The following is a 17,402-nucleotide window of genomic DNA, read 5'->3' on the forward strand; positions in this document are numbered from 1 at the left end:
TACGGGTAACCGCATTAGGTTCCTTCACTCGCCACCGCTGGGAGTGTGCGGAGCACTGTGCAACTCGTGTGCAAGTTCCCTTCCTCTCCCCGCCGTTGACTAGATGCAGTCACCAGCGAAAAGCGGAGGGCATGAGACAGGGAACCGTGTGTGAGCCCGGTACAGCCGTGTTCGACAACGCCAGTCAGATGGTCGGCGTCGTCCAGGCACAGCAGGGCCCCATGCTGATCCTGATTCGCCCCTCCGGCCTCCGCTGGCAGACCCGCGCTATCTCCGTACGACTCGTCAACGACAGGGAACGCATCCAGCTTGCTGCGTTAGCTCGACACCACCAGCAGGCAAGGAAGTTGGCGAAGTTGAGACGGCGCGTGACCCACTGAACCCCCGCCCTGGTCACCCAGGTACGTACGAGTGGCCGGGGCGGGTTCCATCACCCGAGCACGACCACGTGAAGGGAACCACTGATGGCAACAGCGGTACAGGTCCGAGACCCCCGGCCCTGCGTCCCCACCCAGGTGTGGGACCGGGAAGTCCGACTCATCATGCGGGACCACGCCATGGGGCGTGACCTGGCAGAGCGCATCTTCGGTCAGGCCGTCGCCTACCTGGTGACCTCCGCCGAGTGCCCCGAGGTCCGCATGGGGCCCTCTCAGGCCGTGGACCTGGGCGTCCACTCGTTCGTGCTCGACTCGATCAACTACATGGCGTTCTGCGACCAGCACGCGGGCCGCTACATCCACCACGTCCCGCACCTGCCCGGAGAGGGAGCCGGGGAGCCCCCCGCCCTGCGGGACACGGTCAAGGCCATCCAGGCTTCCGGCTTCGAGATCGACCCGGAGTTGTGGGTCATGAAGGACGCGGCCGACTGCTCCCAGTGCCACGCTGGGTGCACCGACAGCCCCAACAGCGGGAAGAAGTAGCACAACGCTGACAGTGGCGACTCCCTCGGCGACGGGGGGAGTCGCCCCCATGAGGAGAGGTTCCGTATGGAGGTCGTTGATGCCTGGGAGCGATACGCCCAGGGACGGACACCACGACGAGAGGTGAACTCCGCTGGTGCTCGTACGTGGTTGAACTGGACCCAGTACCCCGACCACGGCCCCGATGAATCGATCCTCGGAGACCTCCAGGGCCGTACCGTTCTGGAACTGGGCTGCGGTACAGGCTGCAACCTGGCCCACCTGTCCACCCTTGGGGCGACCTGCACGGGGGTCGATATCGCTCCCAGCCAGCACGAGAAGGCCGTAACCCGATGGGGGCACCTGCCCGGCCTCACCTTCCACACGGCAGAGGTGACCGACTACCTGAGCCATACAGACGGCACCTTCGATGTGGTCCTGTCCATCTTCGGGCCTGTCTGGTTCACGGACCCTGAACAGCTCCTCCCCCTGGTCCGTAAGAGGCTTTCCCCTGGTGGCGTACTGGCCTTCTCCCACAAGCCCCCAACGGCCGGCACTCAGCCCGTGGGCCAGCTAAGAGAGGCCAAGGCAGTGACCAGGTGGGACTACACGCCAGAGGAGTGGTCGGCCCTTCTGGCCTCTTCGGGGTACTCGGATATCAAAGCCGAGGTCATCCCTCCCCCGGAAGGGAAGGACGTAGGAACCCTCTTGGTAAGGGCCTATGCGTGAGGGCCTTACCCCGGAAGGATTCCCCCTACTTTCCCGGTAGGGGGTTTCTTTATGGCCGCTTATGAATTGTGACATAGATCACCTATTCGAGAATAGGGGCCAATAAGAGCAAAGGTTTTACAAAGAAAGCCAAAGGCCCAGAAACGTACATTACCTAAGGAAGGCGCTCCGCCGGTTCTCTCTTCAATTCGACTAACCTTTTCACCCCACCCTCTGAGTAAATTCATTTACACTTCGGTAACAACTGGCCCGCACCTCTCTGAATCAACTGAACTTACCTAACCAACCCAATTCAGAAATGTTTTCGTAGTACTTCATCCCGCAGGGGCAGTAAAACACCCCGGTCATCGGGGATGCGTTGGACTTAATACCGGCCCGATACTTCCCCAGTTCCTTGACTGCGATTTGCAGCCTTTCAAACTCGTCGTCAGTGAGGATGGGATCAGCCCAGCGGACAGGCAACCCGTCTTTGAGAAGGGGCGCACCCTTGTGCATGGCTACTCCCTTAAGTGTGGGCTTCTTGAGCATCTTCCCGAGTGTGGAAGTGCTCCACTTGGTCCCCTTGACCTGAGTCTTTACGCCAGGCTTGTTTGCTTCGGCATTGACGCTTCGCTGGTAGTCCTGGGAAGTGAGGATTCCCCGAGCGTTCCAGTCCTTACAGAGCTGACCCATGTTCCAGCCCTGCTCTGCTATTCGCTCGTACGCTTCCCGGATCAGGGGGCCGGTCACGGGGTCAATGACCAGCTTGTAACGCTGCTTACCCTTGTGCTCCTGCACGACAGGCCGGTACCCGAACGGCCAGGTACCTCCGCCCCAAAGGGCTTCGTCTCGGTAGTACTGGGTTTGCTAGCGCCGCTTCTTGACGATGGCTTCCCGGTACTCCTGCGCCTGGGTCGCCTTGATGTAGGCGATCATCCGGCCCGTAGGTGTGTGGATGTCCAGGGCCGGGTCATCAAGGCAGATGATCTCTTTCCCGCCCTGGTGGCAGCGCTCCGCGAACCTGTCCCAGTGGTGCTGGTTCCTGGTGATGCGGTCCAGGGACGTGACCATGAGGGCGTCCCAGTCGTGCCAGTGGGGGACCTTCATCCAACGGCCCAGGCTCGGCCTGTCGTCCAGGTTCACCGCACCTGAGACGGTGCTGTCCTCGACCTCACCGGCCACGATCAGGCGGTGTTCCTCGGTGGCTGCGTCCAGCTCCTCACCCTGCCGGACCAGGGCTGAGCTGTCTTCGGTGTCTCGGCTGATGCGCCGCACCTTCAGGACGCGCATACCGGGTAGGACTCGTGTGCTCACTCGTTCAAGCCTCTCACTAGAGGCCCTGGGCCCACTCCGTGTGGTGATCCTGTTTTCCCAGGGCTGGGAGGCCAACCACGCGGTCCTGTCCCACCTCTCGGAACATCGGGTGCCCTGGCGGCTCTGAGCTGCGCTGACGCGCAGGCGGTCAGTCCAGGGACGCCAGCGCACCCGCTATGAGAGCACGTGCGGCCGCTCCCCTCACGGCTTCCAGTGACAGCCGTTCAAAGGCTCGGCTGTACAGCTCCACCTGGCTGGGCTGCGTGAGGGTGGCGGCAGCGTCAAGGGTGTCCGCGTGCACCCTGGCGCCGTCGAAGATCGTGAAGGTGGGCATGGGTCACACGGCTCGTTGCGCTGAGAACGGGATGAGCCCCACGGCAACGTTCTGGAGGTCCATGACCCCGAGCAGGTGACCAAGCTGTGCCGCCATGGTCTCCGCGCCGCACAGCCGGTACCGCAACACCGACTCCTCCAGCACGAACGAGAACCGGCGTGCACCGTTGCCGAGCACCTCGTTACGCCTCATACGGGCCGCCACGGCATCGCTCACGTCGTCCGGAGTCCCCCGGAAGTGCGCGATGGAGGACAGCAGAGCGGCGGCGTATCCGGGGATCGTCTCTCCTCCGGAAGGAAAGGGCACGGGGACCGTTCTGGTCAGGGCCTGCGCGTAACCCGTGGAGCCCCATGCGCCGCGTATCCGGCATACCGGCCCGGCCGTCTTCCGGGACGTTGGACAATGGAGGGTGGCCCACCGGGCCTGCCGGGCGCACGCGGGGCCGGGGCGTCCACGGGGCGCGGAGTTGATCGGGCCCGCGGCGTCCGCCGGGTCCATCGGATCCAGCGGGTTCGCCGTAACCCGTCGAAGGAGGAATCACCACATGGCACACCCCGAGCGGAACGAGCGGCAGCGACTGCGTCCCGCGCCGCTGCTCTTCGAGCCGACGGCCGCGGTCGCCGACCCCGAGCACTTCTTCGACCTGGAGTCGATGGAGGATCCGAGAGAGCTGCTCGCCCGCGCGACCGAGCTGACGCTGGCCTTCCGCGCCGCGACCGACCGGGCGGTCGAGTTCCAGGCGATCGCGGCCGCGCAGCTCGCCGATCCGCGCCGGTTCGACCGGCTGACGACCGCGGACATCGCGCAGCGTGCCGAGTGGACCGAGGACTACGCCAAGAAGATGGTCGAGTTCGGCCGGAGCCTGCTGGGTGGCTCGGCCGCCTGATCCTCCGCTCGGCCGCTCGCGCGCCTGATCCTCCGGCCGGTCGCCCGCCCCCCTGATCCTCCGGTCAGTCGCCCGCCCCCCTGATCCTCCGGTCAGTCGGCCGCCTCCCTGATCCTCCGGTCGGTCGGCCGCCTGCCTGGTCCTCCGGGACGTACGCCGTACGGACGCTTCGGGAGGCGGGGCGCAGAAGCATCGGGGGGTTCCGGGCGGGGCTCGCGGTCGTACGAGGGGGCGGGAGACGGGCGGCGGAGGCTCCGAACGCGCCCCGGGGGACGGCCCCTGGCATATGCCGGGGCGAAAGATACTCCCTCGCACCCCGACCTGTCCCGATTTTCGGCAACTCACGGGGTCCGGTCGATCACGGCCGGTAGACATGGGCACATGAGCGCATGGCTGCCAGACGAAACGACCCTGCATCACGGCGACGCCCCCCACCGTGGTCCTCATCACGGCACCGACGGCATCCTCGCCCTCCTGCGGGAGCGGTCCACGAGCCAGACGGCCCAGGTCACGGCGGCCGGTGCCGCGTGGCTCGCCGGCGCCTCCGCCTATCCGCGCAGCACGCTCACCCAGTGGGAGGCCCACCCCGACTCCCCCGGGGTGCTGCCGTGCGGGTCCTCCTTCGACGTGGTGAACGTGCCGACCCTCTTCGGCCGCCGGATGCTGGAGCACCTCTGGGCCGACGGCCCGGGCTCCGGCCCGGTCGCCGCGCATCGCGGCCGGATGCTGCTGTTCGCCTCCCCCGGCACCGCGCAGCGGCTGCCGTCGCTGCTCGACTGGGAGGAGTGGGGCGGCGGCCTCGAACCCCGCGCCGGGGCGGAGGACGACGCCAGGGTTCCGCCCCTGCTCTGTCACGGCACCGGCGACGCCGTGACCGTACCGCCGCTGACCTGCACCGCGACCACGCCCGGGCCCCGCTGGGTGGTGGCCCCGGACACCCGTAACCCCTGGCTGCCCGGCCCGGACGTGCTGCTGTGGGCCTGTGTGCGGGTGACCCGGTCGGCCGCGTCCCCGGCGGCCCGGAATCCGATTTTTCCTACCGCCGACCAGGGTGCTAATGTCTACGACGTCAGCAGGCGCCGCTAGCTCAGTTGGTTAGAGCAGCTGACTCTTAATCAGCGGGTCCGGGGTTCGAGTCCCTGGCGGCGCACAGACGGAGGAAGCCCTCCTCGCGAAAGCGAGGGGGGCTTCTTCGTGCCCGCACCGGAATACGGGGCCGGGCCGCGCGGAATGCGGGCCGGGCGCGCGCCGGGGTGCGGGACCGCCCTTACGCCCCGGTGGTGATCCGGACCCTCCAGGCGCCCGACGGCTTCCGGCCGAGGACCGCGACCCTGGCGTGCGCGCCGGGGATGCCGAAGCTCTCGCCGACGCGCAGCGGGGCGTCCGCGAGCGGCGCGTAGACGGACCGGCCCACGCACGCCCGGGAGCGTGGGTGGGTATCGAGGACGTCGACCGGGCCGCCGCCGGACGGGGTGGCGTTGCGGACCCGGTAGATGAGGACGCCCTCGGTGCAGGTCGCCCGGTCGTTGCCGGTGGCGCTTCGCGCCTCGATGGCCACGGCGCTGCCCTCGCCGGTCCGGATCACCGCGAGCCGGGTGCCGAGGGAGGCGCCGGCCGCGGGCATGGCGGCGACCGGCTCCAGGGTGACGTCCTGGCTGCCCTGGACGCAGATCACCTGTTCCCGGCCCAGCCAGCCCAGCTTCCACTTGTGCCAGGCGAAGAAGTCCGCCGCGAGTCCGAACTGGCTGCCCATCACGTCCCAGTCGCCCACATAGGTGTCCCAGTCGCCCTTGCTGTCGGACGGGCGGTGGTAGAGGTCGGGCAGGTCGAGGACGTGCCCGGTCTCGTGGGCCAGCACATTGCGGTCCGGGGGGTGCTGCTCGAAGACGGTGACGATGCGCCGGACGTCCGTGCCGTCCGCGCGCAGCGGCCGGCTGAAGTTGACGACCTTGGTGGCGTCCGAGTCGACGCCCGGGGCGTCCGGGTCCGCCACCAGGTAGACGATGTCGTACCGGGAGAAGTCGACCTTCGGGTCGATCACGTCGAGGGCGTCGCGCAGGTAGGAGGCGCGCCGCTCGCTGTCCCAGTCGCGTTGCATCCCGTACCAGTCGGACGGCCGGGGCATCCGGATCCACTGCCGCATCGGGTGCGGCCGCAGGGTGAACTTCCCGTACGAGGCGCGTTGGAAGAAGCGGGTGGTGGCGGGGAAGTGGTCGGCGGCGAGCTGGACGGGGGTGACGGTGGGGTTGTGGTCGGGGAAGGACAGGAAGATCATGACCGCGTCGAGCGGGTGATCGGGGCGCGGATAGGCGTCGTTCCAGTCGTCCACGCCGAGCGAGTGGTGCGCTTCGGTGCGGGGCAGGGCGCACGGCCCCTCCTCTCCGGTGGCGGCGGCGGCCGGCCCGGTGACGAGGGAGGTGGCCGCGAGCGCCAGAAGCGACGTCACGGCCGCGGTCACACCGCGCAGACTCGGCCTCTCCAATCCCCCGGTTCTGTGCAGACGCGGCACATCTACCTCCGGGTGCGAGATGCGATCACGCACCACCTTGTGGCGGTTCGAGCCTTTCGTCCTGTTGTGCTGCCCCAGTCGAGTCAGCGGCCCAACGAGGCGTTCACCCTCACGGACAGTCACAATCAATCACGACCGTGCCACCGAGGTGCGGAACTGCTCACAAAAGATCAGTCATGGGCAAATCGGATCGATGCGGGACTGATCCATGCGGGGCGAAAGCGTGGCGCGGAAGGGTCGGGCGCTGGAACGGCCGACGCGCCAGCCTCTATGCTTCACCAGGCTTTCCCCCGCGGTTCCCGCCTCCGGCGGGCGGTGCGTCGCGCGGCGGGCCAGTCCGGCCACACGTGTTCGGGACAGAACTGCACGGCAGGAGCGAACGGTGAGCGGAACCTCCGAAGGGCCGAGGCCCGCGGCGGGCACACACACCCACTCCGCAGGACCGTCGGTCACGGAGTGTGATGTCTTGTGGCCTCCCGCCGGTCACGGCCCCGGGTCCGAGCCGCACGGTTACCGGGCCGCCTTCCGGGCCGCCACGCTGCCGATGGCCGTGGTCGATCGCGAGGGCCTGGTGGTCGCCGCGAACGACGCGCTCGGCGCGCTGCTCGGCTCCTCCCCCGCCGCCCTGACCGCGCAGTCGGCGGCCGATCTCCTCGATCTCGCGGCGGACGGCCGCACCTGGCACGCGTACCGCGAGGTGCTGCACGGCCGGCGGGCGCGGTTCCGCTGCACCCGCCGGCTCAAGCATCCGGACGGGCGCGCCCTGTGGGCCGAGGTCACCGTCGTGCCGATGCCGGAACCGGAGGCGGAGCCGGACGTCCGCCCCGGGACCGGCCGGGTGCTGCTGTCCGTCGCCGACATCAGCGACCGGCGGGAGCTGCAGAAACGGCTGCGCCATCTCCAGATGCACGACCCGGTGACCCGGCTGCCCAACCGGGCGCTGTTCTTCGAGCGGCTCTCGGCCGTGCTGGAGACCCCGCCGGACCAGGACGACCGGCTCGCCCCCGGGCGCGGCCGGATCGGGCTGTGCTACCTCGACCTCGACGGGTTCAAGGCCGTCAACGACACGATGGGCCACCGGATCGGGGACCAGCTGCTGGAGGCCGTCGCCGGGCGGCTCACCGAGTGCGCCGCCCAGGACGGCCCGCACGACCAGGACGGGCCGCACCGCCCCGGACCCCATCTGGTGGCGCGGCTGGGCGGCGACGAGTTCGCGATCCTGGTGGAGGACTCGTCGGGCACCCAGCAGCTCACCGACCTGGCCCGCCGGGTGCTGGCCGCGCTGCAGAAGCCGTTCGACCTGGGCGGGCGGCGGCTCTCCGTGTCGGCCTCGATCGGGGTGGTGGAACGGCCGATGGCCGGCACCTCGGCGACCGGTCTGATGCAGGCCGCCGACACCACGCTGTACTGGGCGAAGGCGGACGGCAAGGCCCGCTGGACGGTCTTCGATCCGGAGCGCAACGCCCACCGGATGACCCGGCAGACGCTCTCCTCCCATCTGCGGCCCGCCGTCGAGCGCGGCGAGTTCACCATCGAGTACCAGCCGTTGGTGGGCATGGCCGACGGGGTGGTACGGGGGGTGGAGGCCCTGGTCCGCTGGAACCATCCCCAGTTCGGCATGCTCTCGCCGAATCGGTTCGTCGCGATCGCGGAGGAGGACGGTTCGATCGTCCAGCTCGGCCGGTGGGTGCTGCGGTCCGCGTGCCGCCAGGCCCGGCGCTGGCAGCTCGACCATCCGTCCGAGCCGCCGCTGTTCATCAGCGTCAACGTCGCCGTGCGGCAGGTCTGGGACTCCGATCTGGTCACCGACGTCGCGGAGATCCTGGCCGAGACCGGTCTCGATCCCGGTCTGCTCCAGCTGGAGCTGACCGAGTCCGCGGTGATGGGCTCGGCGGGCCGCCCGCTCCAGGCCCTCCAGTCGCTCAGCGACATGGGGGTGCGGATCGCCATCGACGACTTCGGGACCGGCTACTCCAACCTCGCCTATCTGAGCCGGCTGCCGGTGTCCGTGCTCAAGCTGGACGGCTCCTTCGTACGCGGTTTCCGCTACGACGACGGCTCCCACGCCAGCCCGGCGGACGAGACGATCGTCGAGGCGATGGTGCACCTGGCGCACCGCCTGGGCCTGACCGTCACCGCGGAGTGCGTGGAGACGGCCGGCCAGGCGGAACGGCTGCGCAGCATCGGCTGCGACACCGGGCAGGGCTGGCTGTACTCCCGCGCGGTGGCCCCGGAGCGGATCGCGGAGCTCATCGGCCGCCGGAAACTGACGGTGTGACGCCGCGGCTCCCTGCGGGCGGCGGCCCCTTGCGCGCGGATGCGCGGGCGTACGGGCGTGCGGGGTCAGGCCGCCGGGAGGTCCGGCAGGCCGTACGCGTCCGCGATCAGCTCGTAGCTGCGCAGCCGGGCCTCGCCGCTGTGCGCGTTGGCGGTGATCATCAGCTCGTCGGCGCCGGTGCGCTTGGCCAGGGCGTCCAGGCCGGTACGGACCTCGTCCGCCGTGCCGTGGACGATGTTGCCCAGCCAGTCGTCGACGAACTCGCGCTCCATGGGCGTGAAGGGGTACGTCTCCGCCTCCTCCGGCGTCGGGACCAGACCCGGGCGGCCGGTGCGCAGCCGGACCATGGACAGGGCGCCCGAGAGCACCTGCCTGCGGGCCTCGCGCGCCTCGTCCGCGGCCAGGGCCGCGACGCCGATCAGCGCGTACGGGGCGTCGAGCACCGCGGACGGCTGGAACGACGCCCGGTACAGGTCGAGGGCCGGCACCGTGTTGCGGGCCGAGAAGTGATGGGCGAAGGCGAACGGCAGGCCGAGCACGCCGGCCAGCCGGGCGCTGAACCCGGAGGACCCCAGCAGCCAGATCGGCGGCCGGGCCGAGGACTGGACGCCGCCCTCGGCGGTGCCCTGGACCGGGCCGGGGACCGCGTGGATACGGGAGAAGGGGTGCCCGTCGGGGAAGTCGTCGTCCAGGAACCGGGTCAGCTCGGCGAGCTGCTGCGGGAAATCGTCGGCGCCCTCGCCCGGCCGGTCGGTACGGCGCAGTGCGGCGGCCGTCGCCCCGTCGGTGCCGGGGGCGCGCCCGAGGCCGAGGTCGATGCGGCCGGGGGCCAGGGCCTGGAGGGTGCCGAACTGCTCGGCGATGACGAGCGGCGCGTGGTTGGGCAGCATCACCCCGCCGGAACCGAGCCTGATGCGCTCGGTGCGGGCGGTGAGATGGGCCAGGATCACGGCCGGTGAGGAGGAGGCGACGCCGGGCATGGAGTGGTGTTCCGCGACCCAGTAGCGGTGGAATCCGCGCCGCTCGGCCAGTCGCGCGATGTCCACGGCGGTGTGCAGCGCCTGGCCGGCGGTGCGGCCCTGGCCCACGGTCACCAGGTCCAGTACGGAGAGCGGCACGGGGGCCGTGCCCCCCGCCCGGCCCCGGATGCCGTCGCCCCGCGTCCCGTCGCCCCCGTCCCGGCCGTCCGGGCTCCCATTCCTGCGAACCCCGTCGCCCCGGTCCCCGTTCGCCCGGACTCCGTCGCCCCGAATCTCGTCCACGTTCCGGCCTCTCCTGGTGATGCGCGTCCGTGCCTGCGTATGGCCGCAGATGAATGTTGGATATGGCTGTGCTGGCGCGGGGCACACGACCTGGTCCCCGCACTGGCCACCAGACAACAGGAGGGACTCTCCGTTTATTCCGGCGTTCGCGCCCTGCTCCGGCGTTCACGCTCCCCGATTCCCCGCCTCCCCACTCCCCGCCTCCCCACTCCCCGCCTCCGCGCTCCCCGTTTCACACTCCCCAGCCGCCGGGCTCGGCGTGCTTCCCGGATCGGCCCTTTCCGCCGCTGCGCGCCCAGGCGCGGCCCTGGCCCCAGCGGGCGACCGGGGCCGGCGGCGCCTCGCGGTCGGCGAAGATCCGCCCCAGCCTCGGGGACCAGGCGCGGCGGTCCGCCAGTCGCAGCCCTTCCCGGGCCGTCACCTGATTGCCGGTGAGGACCGGCTTGCCGAGAAGTTCCTCCAGCTCCGTCACCTGCGAGACGGTGTGCAGGGCCGTGTCGGGCAGCAGCACCGCCTCGGCGTGCGGGCCGTCCGCCGCCGCGGCGAGTTCCCTCACCCGGTCCGGTCCGCAGCGGGCGGCCTCGGCGGCCGAACCCAGACCGGCGGTGCGGGTGGCCGTCACCTCGATGCCGGCGGCGCGCAGGAAGGCGGTGAAGCGGGCGGCGATCTCCTCGGGATAGGTCGTGGCGACGGCGACGCGGCCGACGTCGAGTTCCCGTACCGCGTGGACGAAGCCGAAGGACGTGCTGGAGGCGGACACTCCGGCGGCCCGGGCCAGGGCGGCGATCTGCTCATGGGCGCCCTCCCAGCCGTACAGGAAGCTGCCCGCGCCGCTCGCCCACACGACGCACTCGACCCCGGCGCGCTGGAGTTCCGGCACCCCGGCGGCCAGCCGTTCGGGGGCGCCGGTCCTCGTCAGCGCGTCGGCCCGGTAGGCGTCCTCGTCGACGGCCGTGTGGTTCACGACCAGGCGGACCGCGTCCAGCAGGACCTCCATCCGCGGGAAGTCGTCCTCCGCGAAGTGGCCGGGATAGAGAATGCCGATGGTCGTCATGTCCGCATGTCCGCCCTTCCTGATGCCCGTGAGACCTGATGCCCGTGGGGCTTGGCATCCCGTGGAACCTGGCGTCCCGTGGGACCGTCGGGGCCGCCCGCTCGCTTCCACGGGACGCCCCGGCCGCTTCCGCGGAACACAGAAACGCCCGATACAGCCGATACAGCCGATACAGCCGATCACGGCCGTTTATCCCAGTATTCTCCCATTCGCCGAGCATCGGCCGGGTCTGCTCACCCGTCCGCCTGCCCGGCCGAACGCCCCTCATGCCCCACACGGGGCACAGGCCACCCGGGCCACGGGCCACAGACCACGGGGCGCTGCGGACTCCACGGGCACCGGCCCGCACCGCCCCCTGTTGACGAGGGCGGGCCCGGATGCCAGCGTTGTCAATCCGCGCATCCCAGACACATCCGACGACACATCCGACGCAGCGGAGCGACCGTCCCTCATGCCAGCGCCCACCCTGCTCGTCCTCGACAGCGACCCGTCGCCGCGCCTGGGCCGGCTGATCGGGCGGGCCACCGTCCGGTACACGGACGGGACCGGGCTCGCCGCACGGCTCCCGGAGGCCGATGTGCTGCTGGTGTGGGACTCCGCGTCGGACGAGGTGCGGTCCGCGTGGCCGGGCGGCGGAGCGCGCCCCGGGTGGGTGCACATCGCGGGCGCGGGCGTGGACCGGCTGCTCTGCCCCGAGCTGGTGGCCTCCGACACCGTGGTGACCAACGCGCGCGGTGTCTTCGAGCGGCCGGTGGCGGAGTACGTGACCGGCCTGGTGCTGGCGTTCGCCAAGGACCTTCCGCGCGTCCTGGACCTCCAGCGCCGACGGGTGTGGCGTCACCGGGAGAGCGCCCGGGTCGCGGGCAGCCGTGCGGTGGTGGTCGGCGCCGGGCCGGTCGGCCGGGAGATCACCCGGCTGCTGATCGCCCTCGGGGTCCAGGTGGCGCTGGTGGGCCGCACGGCCCGGCGCACCGTCCACGGCGCGGCGGACCTGGACCGGCTGGCCGCCCAGGCGGACTGGGTGATCTGCGCGGCGCCGCTGACGGAGTCGACCCGCGGCATGTTCGACGCGCGGTTCTTCGGGCTGATGCAGCCGTCGGCCCGCTTCATCAACGTGGGGCGCGGCCCGCTGGTCGTCGAGGACGATCTGGCGGCGGCGCTGCGCAACCGCTGGATCGCGGGTGCGGCGCTCGACGCGTACGAGCACGAACCACTGGACGAGCGCAGCCCGTTGTGGGACGTGCCGGACCTGATCCTGTCGCCGCGCATCGGCGGTCGCACGGCGGGCTGGCGGGACCGGTTGGGCGAGCAGTTCGTGGCGATGTACGAAATCTGGGCGTCCGGGCGGCCGTTGCCGAACGTGGTGGACAAGCGGCTCGGATACGTCCCCGTCCCGGACCACGACGACTGAGCCGGGCCCGCGTCTCCGCCGACGGCCTCTCCCCCGCTTCCACGCACCGCCACGCCGCGCCGCCTTGCCACGCAACCCCCGCGTGACCACTCGTCAATTCACGTCTCTCGCAAGGGTGTACACGCATCGGGCGGCCCGTCGCGCACACCGTCGACGGGACACGGAAAGGTCACCCTCCGGCCACGGTTCGGCCACAGGCGGGCGCTTCCTGCATAGACGTACGGGATCGGGCAGGCGCTCCACCTGTCCGGACCCGCGCGATCGCTCCAGGAGTTCACGAACCATGGCTGACTTCCCCGACCTGTCCCGCAGAGGCTTCCTCAACCGATCGGCGGCCGTGGGCGGCCTGTTCGTCGTGCCCGGGCTGCTGTCCGCGTGCAGCAGGGCCGGCGCCGGGTCGACGGACGGCGCGGGGGCGCTCGACAAGCTCCGTGAGCAGGGCTTCGTGCGGGTCGCGTACGCCAACGAGGCCCCGTACGGCTATCTGGAGGGCAAGGAGCTCAAGGGCGAGGCGCCGACCCTGCACCGGGAGATCTTCAAGGCGCTCGGCGTCGACGAGCTGAGGCCCACCCTCTCGGAGTGGGACGGCCTGATCCCGGGCCTCCAGGCGGGCAAGTACGACGTGGTCAGCGCGGGCATGGCGATCACCCCGGAGCGGTGCGCCAACGCCCTTTTCTCCGAGCCCGAGTTCATCTCGCCGACCGCGCTGATGGTGAAGAAGGGCAACCCGAGGAAGGTCACCGACCTGGCGTCGGCGAAGGCCGCCGGGATCACCGTCGGCGTGATGTCGGGCGCCGTCGAGGGCTCGTACGCCGAGGGGGCCGGCATCCCCGAGGACCGGATCCGGACGCTGCAGAAGCCGCAGGACGGCGCGGACGCGGTGAAGGGCGGCCGGATCGACGCCTTCCTGCTCACCGGCATCTCGCTGCGCTGGCTGGCGAGGACCAATCCGCAGACCGAGGTCACCGAGGCGTTCGTGCCCGAGCTGCACGGCAGGAAGCAGTACAGCCCCGGCGGCGCGGTCTTCCGCAAGGGCAACGAGGATCTGCGGGACGCCTTCAACCGCGAGCTGAAGAAGATCGTCGCGGACCGGTCGCGCTATGTGGAGCTGCTCCGGGAGTACGGCTTCGGCGCCACCGAGCTGCCGCCGGCCGCCCTGAAGACGGCCGACCTGTGCAAGGGCTGACGGGAACGGGAGGCGCCGCATGAGTGACTTCTTCTCCGCCCTCCTCGACGATCTGCCCCGGCTCCGGTCGGGGCTGTGGGTGACCGTCCAGGCGACCGTCCTGGGCGCGCTGTTCGCGCTGCTGCTGTCGTTCGTGCTCGGCCTGATGTCGGTCGGCCGGCCTGCGGTGCCGCGCGGTGTGTCCCGGGTGGTCGTGGAGTTCTTCCGCGGGACCTCGCTCTATGTCCAGCTGTTCTGGCTCTACTACGCGATGCCGCCGCTGACGGGGTACGAACTGACGCCATTGCTCTGCGGGGTGGTGGCCTTCGGCCTCAACTACGGTGCCTACGGGGCGGAGGTGGTGCGGGGCGCGATCAACTCCGTGCCGCGCGCCCAGTACGAGGCGGCCGTCGCGCTCAACATGACGCCGGCGCAGCGGATGCGGCGGGTGATCCTGCCGCAGGCCTGGGTGCGGATGATCCCGCCGTTCACCAATCTGCTGATCCAGCTGCTGAAGTGCACCCCGCTGCTGTGGCTGATCTCGGCGGCGGATCTGATGACCGTGATCCAGCAGCTGCGGGACCGCACCGGTGAGACGCTCCCGGCGTATCTGACCCTGCTGGTCGCCTACTTCGTCCTCGCCTACGCGCTGACCCTGCTGATGAACCTGCTGGAGCGCGCCGCCAAACGGCGGCTCGGGCTGCCGACCGGCTCGGGCCCGGCGTCGCGCGGCCGCGGCGCCGCCCGGCCCGTCGCGTCCGCCCCCGGAGGTGCCCGGTGAACGGTTTCGACTGGAAGGCCGCCGGGGACGCCCTGCCGCTGCTGCTCGAAGGGTTCCGGGTCACGCTGCTCGCGACGGTGCTGGGCACGCTGGTGGCGGCGGTGCTGGGGCTCGCCGTCGCGGTCGCCGGGCGGGCGCCGAGCCGGTTCGTGACGGTGCCGGTGCGGGCCGTGACGGAGTTCGTCCGGTCCACCCCGCTGCTCGTCCAACTGGTGGGCGCGGCGGCGGTGTTCCCCTCCGTGGAGCCGCTGACGACCGGCATCGCGGTGCTGGGCGTCCACTACGCCGCGTACACCTCGGAGGTGTACCGGGCCGGGATCGACGCCGTGCCGAAGGGGCAGTGGGAGGCGTGCCGGGCGCTCTCGCTCGGGCCGCGCCGGACCTGGCAGTCCGTGATCCTGCCGCAGGCGGTGCGCAACGTGCTGCCCGCCCTCGGCAACTACGCGATCTCGATGTTCAAGGAGACTCCGTTCCTCGCCGTGATCACGGTGCAGGAGATGGTCTTCGAAGCCCGCAAGTACGGCGCGGACCACTTCGCGTACACCGAGGCGTTCACGCTCGCCGGACTGGTCTTCCTGATCGCGAGCTACCCGACCTCGCTGCTGATGAGAAAGCTGGAGAAGCGCCTTGGCCACTGAACCCCTCCCCCTGCGCAAGACGGCGTCCGCGCCCGGCCGGACCGGAGCCCTCGCCGGCCCGGGGACCGGCGGCACGGCCGTTCCCGGCTCCCCGGTCGGCGGCTCCCGGACCGACGGCGCCGCCGTCGCCGGCCCGGCGGTGGACGGCGCGGCGCGGACCGGCCACCCGCTGGTGCGGTTCGACGACGTGGTGAAGCGGTACGGCGACCATGTCGTCCTGGACCGGCTGAACTTCTCGGTGCGGCGCGGCGAGCACGTCACCCTGATCGGGCCCAGCGGCTCGGGGAAGACCACCATCCTGCGGCTGCTGATGACCCTGGAGAAGGTCAGCGACGGCGTCGTCTGGGTGGACGGCTCCCCGCTGTCCCACGTCCGGAGGTCCGACGGGTCGCTGGCGCCGGCGACCGAACGGCATCTGCGCGAGGCCCGGAAGAAGATCGGCATGGTCTTCCAGCAGTTCAACCTGTTCCCGCACATGAAGGTCCTGCGCAACGTCACCGAGGCCCCGGTCAACGTGCTGGGCATGGACCGCGACGAGGCGGAGGCCCGCGCCCGCGCCCTGCTCGACATGGTCGGGCTCGCCGGCAAGATCGACGCGCACCCCTCGCAGCTGTCCGGCGGGCAGCAGCAGCGCGTCGCGATCGCCCGGGCGCTGGCGATGCGGCCGGAGATACTGCTGCTGGACGAGGTGACCTCCGCGCTCGACCCGGAGCTGGTCGCGGGCGTGCTGGACCTGCTGGGCGACATCGCCAGGAACACCGACATCACCATGCTCTGCGTGACCCATGAGATGGGTTTCGCCCGGGACGTCTCGGAGACGGTACTGATGTTTGACTCTGGACGCGTGATCGAATCGGGGCCGCCGGAGAAGATCTTCTCCGATCCCGAGCACGAACGAACGCGCGAATTCCTGGCCGCAGTGCTGTGACCTCGCCACTCGTCGCCCGTCACTGACCGAGGCAAATGCCAGGCGAATGCGCCCCAGCTTGGGGAGCCGGGGCGCCCGGTCGCTTCGTCGACAAAGGCCCCGGATCGGGTGCTCGGCCGTTATCGTGAGGGAAGACCTTGCGGTCACGACCTGGCTGGGGGACACCGTGGCGTTGAAGCCCGAACCGACCGCACCGTTCCACTCGGTGCAGCACGCCCTGCGCGTTCTCGAAACGGTCGCCAGGCACGGCAGCGGCGTGGCGGACGCCCAGATCTCCCGGGAGACGGGGCTCCCCGCCGAGCACCTCACCTCCCTGCTGTTGACGCTGCGCCGCGAGGGATACGTCGAGCAGATCGCCGAGGACGCCTATGTCATCGGCTCCTCGTCACTGCTCTTCGGCTCCGGACCGGAGCGCGGGCAGGCCTTGGAGGAGAAGCTCCAGCAGTCGTTGGCGCAGCTGCGCGACTCGGTCGGCGCGGCGGTCTACATCAGCCGCTACCTCGACGGCGAGGTCCGGATCACGCAGTACGCCGACGGGCCGCGCACCCCCGCGGTCAACGAGTGGGTGGACTTCCGGTCGTCCGCGCACGCCTCGGCGGCGGGCAAGTGCCTGCTGGCCCAGCTCGACCGGGACGGCCGTCGCGACCACCTCTCCCGTCACAAGACGCCCCGGCTCACCTCGCGCACGATCACCAACGAGAAGGTGCTCTTCTCGAAGCTCGACAGCCAGCCGGTGACGGTCCCGGTGCTCGATCTCCAGGAGTACGCGGTCGGCACGGTGTGCGCGGCGGTGCCGCTGACGGCCGGGGCGGCGGCGGGATGCCTGGCGCTCTCCCTCCCGGTCGAGGACGCCCACCGGCTGCGCTCGGCGGCGGAGGCGCTGAACCGGCGGGCGGCGCCGGTACTGCTGTCGCTGGCGCTCTGAGCCGGTCCCGCTCCTCTTTCGGGCCCGTCGAGCCCTCACGACCCCTCGGCCGGGATGATTCGTCCCGTTTTCCACCGGTTCGCCGGGGCGTCATCAGCACCCCTCGGGAGCAGGTATGATTTTCCTGTCAGCAAGCGCCGCTAGCTCAGTTGGTTAGAGCAGCTGACTCTTAATCAGCGGGTCCGGGGTTCGAGTCCCTGGCGGCGCACAGACAACGCACTGGGCGGTTCACGTACACACGTGGACCGCCCAGTGCGTTTTTTGCTGCCCGCCGCGATGTACGAACGTTTTACACACTCGTACTAGACAC

The 17,402-nt window shown here is 70.4% G+C and carries 17 protein-coding genes, 2 tRNA genes and 1 pseudogene; 14 read left to right on the top strand and 6 right to left on the bottom strand.

The annotated features are described in order from the left end of the window. Positions 1-167: 167 nt before the first annotated feature. From WA762_RS33140 to WA762_RS33150, 3 genes are all read left to right on the top strand, one after another. Positions 168-380, top strand: a complete 213-nt coding sequence (locus WA762_RS33140; RefSeq protein ID WP_335941115.1) for a hypothetical protein — start codon at positions 168-170, stop codon at positions 378-380. Positions 381-464: 84 nt separating this feature from the next. Further along, positions 465-920 carry a glycine-rich domain-containing protein gene (locus WA762_RS33145; RefSeq protein ID WP_335941117.1) on the top strand — a complete coding sequence of 152 codons (456 nt, stop codon included), beginning with the start codon at positions 465-467 and terminating at the stop codon, positions 918-920. A 66-nt stretch (positions 921-986) separates the two neighbouring features. Further along, positions 987-1,628 (top strand): class I SAM-dependent methyltransferase, encoded by a 642-nt coding sequence (locus WA762_RS33150; RefSeq protein ID WP_335941119.1) that lies wholly within the window; start codon positions 987-989, stop codon positions 1,626-1,628. 264 nt (positions 1,629-1,892) lie between these two features. On the opposite strand, the gene WA762_RS33155 is transcribed toward WA762_RS33150, so the two are convergent. The 3 genes and pseudogenes from WA762_RS33155 to WA762_RS33165 all read right to left on the bottom strand — a co-directional run. Next, positions 1,893-2,405 (bottom strand): recombinase family protein, encoded by a 513-nt coding sequence (locus tag WA762_RS33155; RefSeq protein WP_335941120.1) that lies wholly within the window; start codon positions 2,403-2,405, stop codon positions 1,893-1,895. A gap of 69 nt (positions 2,406-2,474) precedes the next feature. Next, the gene (locus WA762_RS33160; protein ID WP_335941121.1) at positions 2,475-2,921 is read right to left on the bottom strand and encodes a recombinase family protein; all 447 of its coding nucleotides are present in this window, start codon (positions 2,919-2,921) and stop codon (positions 2,475-2,477) included. Positions 2,922-3,069: 148 nt separating this feature from the next. Then, positions 3,070-3,531, bottom strand: a pseudogene (locus WA762_RS33165) (DUF5753 domain-containing protein); the annotation flags it as partial. 268 nt (positions 3,532-3,799) lie between these two features. Here WA762_RS33165 and WA762_RS33170 point away from each other — a divergent pair. From WA762_RS33170 to WA762_RS33180, 3 genes are all read left to right on the top strand, one after another. After that, positions 3,800-4,141: a hypothetical protein gene (locus tag WA762_RS33170; RefSeq protein WP_335941123.1), complete on the top strand. Its 342-nt coding sequence runs from the start codon at positions 3,800-3,802 to the stop codon at positions 4,139-4,141. Positions 4,142-4,522: 381 nt separating this feature from the next. Continuing rightward, the gene (locus tag WA762_RS33175) at positions 4,523-5,227 is read left to right on the top strand and encodes a bifunctional DNA primase/polymerase (RefSeq protein WP_335941125.1); all 705 of its coding nucleotides are present in this window, start codon (positions 4,523-4,525) and stop codon (positions 5,225-5,227) included. Beyond that, positions 5,218-5,291 (top strand) — tRNA-Lys (locus WA762_RS33180). The genes WA762_RS33175 and WA762_RS33180 overlap by 10 nt, the downstream gene beginning before the upstream one ends. 117 nt (positions 5,292-5,408) lie before the next feature. On the opposite strand, the gene WA762_RS33185 is transcribed toward WA762_RS33180, so the two are convergent. Then, entirely contained in the window at positions 5,409-6,623 is a 1,215-nt protein-coding gene (locus WA762_RS33185) for a M6 family metalloprotease domain-containing protein (RefSeq protein ID WP_335941126.1), read from the bottom strand. A 409-nt stretch (positions 6,624-7,032) separates the two neighbouring features. On the opposite strand from WA762_RS33185, the gene WA762_RS33190 reads away from it, so the two are divergent. Then, the gene (locus tag WA762_RS33190) at positions 7,033-8,928 is read left to right on the top strand and encodes a putative bifunctional diguanylate cyclase/phosphodiesterase (RefSeq protein WP_335941128.1); all 1,896 of its coding nucleotides are present in this window, start codon (positions 7,033-7,035) and stop codon (positions 8,926-8,928) included. A gap of 65 nt (positions 8,929-8,993) precedes the next feature. Here WA762_RS33190 and WA762_RS33195 read toward each other — a convergent pair whose 3' ends face one another. Continuing rightward, entirely contained in the window at positions 8,994-10,190 is a 1,197-nt protein-coding gene (locus WA762_RS33195; protein ID WP_443080741.1) for an LLM class flavin-dependent oxidoreductase, read from the bottom strand. 232 nt (positions 10,191-10,422) lie between these two features. Next, the gene (locus WA762_RS33200) at positions 10,423-11,244 is read right to left on the bottom strand and encodes a maleate cis-trans isomerase family protein (protein WP_335941130.1); all 822 of its coding nucleotides are present in this window, start codon (positions 11,242-11,244) and stop codon (positions 10,423-10,425) included. 451 nt (positions 11,245-11,695) lie between these two features. Between WA762_RS33200 and WA762_RS33205 the strand changes: the two genes are divergently transcribed. The 7 genes from WA762_RS33205 (at position 11,696) to WA762_RS33235 (ending at position 17,300) form a co-directional block, all read left to right on the top strand. Then, entirely contained in the window at positions 11,696-12,655 is a 960-nt protein-coding gene (locus WA762_RS33205) for a D-2-hydroxyacid dehydrogenase (RefSeq protein WP_335941132.1), read from the top strand. A gap of 283 nt (positions 12,656-12,938) precedes the next feature. Then, on the top strand, positions 12,939-13,841 hold the full coding sequence (gene ehuB / locus WA762_RS33210; protein ID WP_335941134.1) for an ectoine/hydroxyectoine ABC transporter substrate-binding protein EhuB: 903 nt from the start codon (positions 12,939-12,941) through the stop codon (positions 13,839-13,841). Positions 13,842-13,860: 19 nt separating this feature from the next. Next, positions 13,861-14,601 carry an ectoine/hydroxyectoine ABC transporter permease subunit EhuC gene (ehuC, locus tag WA762_RS33215; RefSeq protein ID WP_335941136.1) on the top strand — a complete coding sequence of 247 codons (741 nt, stop codon included), beginning with the start codon at positions 13,861-13,863 and terminating at the stop codon, positions 14,599-14,601. Further along, the gene (ehuD, locus tag WA762_RS33220; protein ID WP_335941139.1) at positions 14,598-15,239 is read left to right on the top strand and encodes an ectoine/hydroxyectoine ABC transporter permease subunit EhuD; all 642 of its coding nucleotides are present in this window, start codon (positions 14,598-14,600) and stop codon (positions 15,237-15,239) included. Before ehuC ends, ehuD begins: the two co-directional genes overlap by 4 nt. Further along, positions 15,229-16,167, top strand: a complete 939-nt coding sequence (gene ehuA / locus WA762_RS33225; RefSeq protein WP_443080742.1) for an ectoine/hydroxyectoine ABC transporter ATP-binding protein EhuA — start codon at positions 15,229-15,231, stop codon at positions 16,165-16,167. Before ehuD ends, ehuA begins: the two co-directional genes overlap by 11 nt. Before the next feature lie 166 nt (positions 16,168-16,333). Next, positions 16,334-17,092 (top strand): IclR family transcriptional regulator domain-containing protein, encoded by a 759-nt coding sequence (locus WA762_RS33230; RefSeq protein ID WP_335941168.1) that lies wholly within the window; start codon positions 16,334-16,336, stop codon positions 17,090-17,092. A gap of 134 nt (positions 17,093-17,226) precedes the next feature. Next, a tRNA-Lys gene (locus WA762_RS33235) sits at positions 17,227-17,300 on the top strand. The last annotated feature ends 102 nt before the right edge of the window (positions 17,301-17,402 follow it).

It is taken from the genome of Streptomyces tyrfis (assembly GCF_037034285.1).
GTDB lineage: Bacteria > Actinomycetota > Actinomycetes > Streptomycetales > Streptomycetaceae > Streptomyces.

Bases quoted from the DNA above. Each gene is read 5' to 3' on its own strand.
- WA762_RS33145 (WP_335941117.1), top strand. From the start codon at position 465: ATGGCAACAGCGGTACAGGTCCGAGACCCCCGGCCCTGCGTCCCCACC.
- WA762_RS33150 (WP_335941119.1), top strand. From the start codon at position 987: ATGGAGGTCGTTGATGCCTGGGAGCGATACGCCCAGGGACGGACACCA.
- WA762_RS33170 (WP_335941123.1), top strand. From the start codon at position 3,800: ATGGCACACCCCGAGCGGAACGAGCGGCAGCGACTGCGTCCCGCGCCG.
- WA762_RS33175 (WP_335941125.1), top strand. From the start codon at position 4,523: ATGAGCGCATGGCTGCCAGACGAAACGACCCTGCATCACGGCGACGCC.
- WA762_RS33200 (WP_335941130.1), bottom strand. From the start codon at position 11,244: ATGACGACCATCGGCATTCTCTATCCCGGCCACTTCGCGGAGGACGAC.
- WA762_RS33205 (WP_335941132.1), top strand. From the start codon at position 11,696: ATGCCAGCGCCCACCCTGCTCGTCCTCGACAGCGACCCGTCGCCGCGC.
- ehuB (WP_335941134.1), top strand. From the start codon at position 12,939: ATGGCTGACTTCCCCGACCTGTCCCGCAGAGGCTTCCTCAACCGATCG.
- ehuC (WP_335941136.1), top strand. From the start codon at position 13,861: ATGAGTGACTTCTTCTCCGCCCTCCTCGACGATCTGCCCCGGCTCCGG.